This window comes from Amycolatopsis sp. NPDC059021 (genome assembly GCF_042739895.1).
Lineage (GTDB): Bacteria > Actinomycetota > Actinomycetes > Mycobacteriales > Pseudonocardiaceae > Amycolatopsis.
On the sequence record NZ_JBHYIQ010000217.1, the window covers coordinates 1 to 1792 of the forward strand.

Annotated in this window: 1 protein-coding gene and 2 pseudogenes; all 3 read right to left on the minus strand. The window is 66.6% G+C overall.

Annotated features, from left to right (window positions below; translation table 11 throughout):
* Positions 1-140: pseudogene (locus ACFWX1_RS48090) on the minus strand (transposase); the annotation flags it as partial.
* 101 nt (positions 141-241) lie between these two features.
* On the minus strand, positions 242-1477 hold the full coding sequence (locus tag ACFWX1_RS48095; RefSeq protein WP_378396631.1) for an IS110 family transposase: 1236 nt from the start codon (positions 1475-1477) through the stop codon (positions 242-244).
* 209 nt (positions 1478-1686) lie between these two features.
* Positions 1687-1792 (minus strand): annotated as a pseudogene (locus tag ACFWX1_RS48100) (transposase); the annotation flags it as partial.

Genomic DNA, 1792 nt, shown 5'->3' on the forward strand with positions numbered 1-1792 from the left:
TTATCGAGGGCGGCCAGTGCGGCGTCGGGATTGGGTGCGGTGTAGATCGGTTTGATATCTCGTTTCACCGCATCCCAGTCCCGGCGTGACGCCAGCCGGAATGTGTTCCGGATGAGATGGACGATGCAGACTCCCGCTGTCAACCCCTCGGTTTTGTGTGTGGCCTTTGTGGACGGTTGTTTGGGCAGGGTGATGGCCCGCGTGTCGGTGGTGGCGCGCGGGTGGTGGTTGACGTGGGGTGTTAGGTGGTTGCTGGTTGGCGGGTCTTGCGGTGGATTTCGGGGTTGTAGGGGGTGTGGTCGGTCCAGCAGCGCCAGAGGACGCGGGTCCAGCGGCTGCCCAGTCCGCGCAGCGCCCGGTACTTGCTCTGGCCGGCGGCGCGGGCGGCGTCGTAGATCTGGCGGGACCAGTCGTCTTCGCGGGTGGCGGTGAACGCCCACCAGTCGATCAGGTGGCGCATCCGTCGGTTGGCGGCGTAGCGGAAGCGGACCTGGCGGGTGCGTCCGGATGCGCGGGTCACCGGCGCCAGTCCCGTCTCGGCCAGTAGTGCTCCGGGCGCGGGGAATCGTGTGCGGTCTTCGCCCATCTCGGTCATGAGGGTGGCGGCGATGACCGGTCCGATACCGGGGAAACTGGTGAAGATCTTGGTGTCGGGATGCTGGGCGAGTAGTTCGTCGAGCCGCTTGTTGTAGGCGCGCAGGTGGGTGTTGAGCATCCGGAGCTGGTCGGCGAACAGCTGCGCGGAGAACGCCTTTCCGGCGACGGTGCCCTCGCTGGCCGAGAGCAGGTGCGGGCGCAGCCGATCAACCAAGACGGCTGGTTCGGTGCGGCCGGAGTAGCCGTGCCGACGGCAGAATCCGTCCATGCGGGCGATACCGACGCGTGCGGCCTGTTCGGGGGTCGGGTAGTCGGTGACGAAGTCGAGCGTGATGTCTCGGTCCAATGTGGAGAACAAGTGCAGCGGCCCGGGGTGGTAGGCGTCCAGCACGGCGCGCAGCCGGTTTTCGGTGGCCTGCTGGGCGATCACGATGCGGTCGCGGTCCCGCGAGATCGCGCGTAACTCGGCCAACAGCGGCGAGGGTGGGCGCAGCGGCCGCCAATGCCGATGTTCGTGGCGCAGGGTGTCGGCGAGCACGAACGCGTCGAACGCGTCCGATTTGGCCGCGGCGATCCGGTAGCGTTCCCGGGCCCGAGCGGAGATCTTCGGCGAGACGCAGTAGATCTCGATACCGGGCAGGGTATGCAGGTGCTCGACGAGCAGTCCTTCGGCCCGCTCGATCGCCACCCGCAACCCGCAGGCAGCGGCGCTGGTGAGCAGCCGGTCAAGCTCGGCGAAGCCTGCGATGTCGTGATGCACCCGTTGCTGGCGCAGCACCTGACCGCGGGCGTCGATCAAACAGACCTGGTGAAATGCCCCGCCCCAGTCGATACCGGCGAACACGTCGTCGGGGCCGGATGCGTTGTCCTGGACCAACATTGCTCCTTCGAAGACCGGTTCCTGCTGCATGGCTGGCTTCGTCGGAACCTCATCTCGGCACTCTGTGGTGCTGCTCCCGCTGACCGATGCGAAGCCTGCCACCGTCCCGGGCGGACGGGTCTGCATCTGGACCTCGAAGGTGACGCGTTTGCATAGGTCCTACCCGGGACGGTGCAGGTAACCACCGGGACCACCCCGGCTCCACCATTGTGGACAGATGAGGTTTGGACAATGGTCTGCGGCCACACGTTCGTCACGACTTCGGGCAGGCCTTTGAGGCCGTCGCAGACGAGGAAGAACACGTCCCGGATACCA

Bases quoted from the DNA above. Each gene is read 5' to 3' on its own strand.
- ACFWX1_RS48095 (WP_378396631.1), bottom strand. From the start codon at position 1,477: ATGTTGGTCCAGGACAACGCATCCGGCCCCGACGACGTGTTCGCCGGT.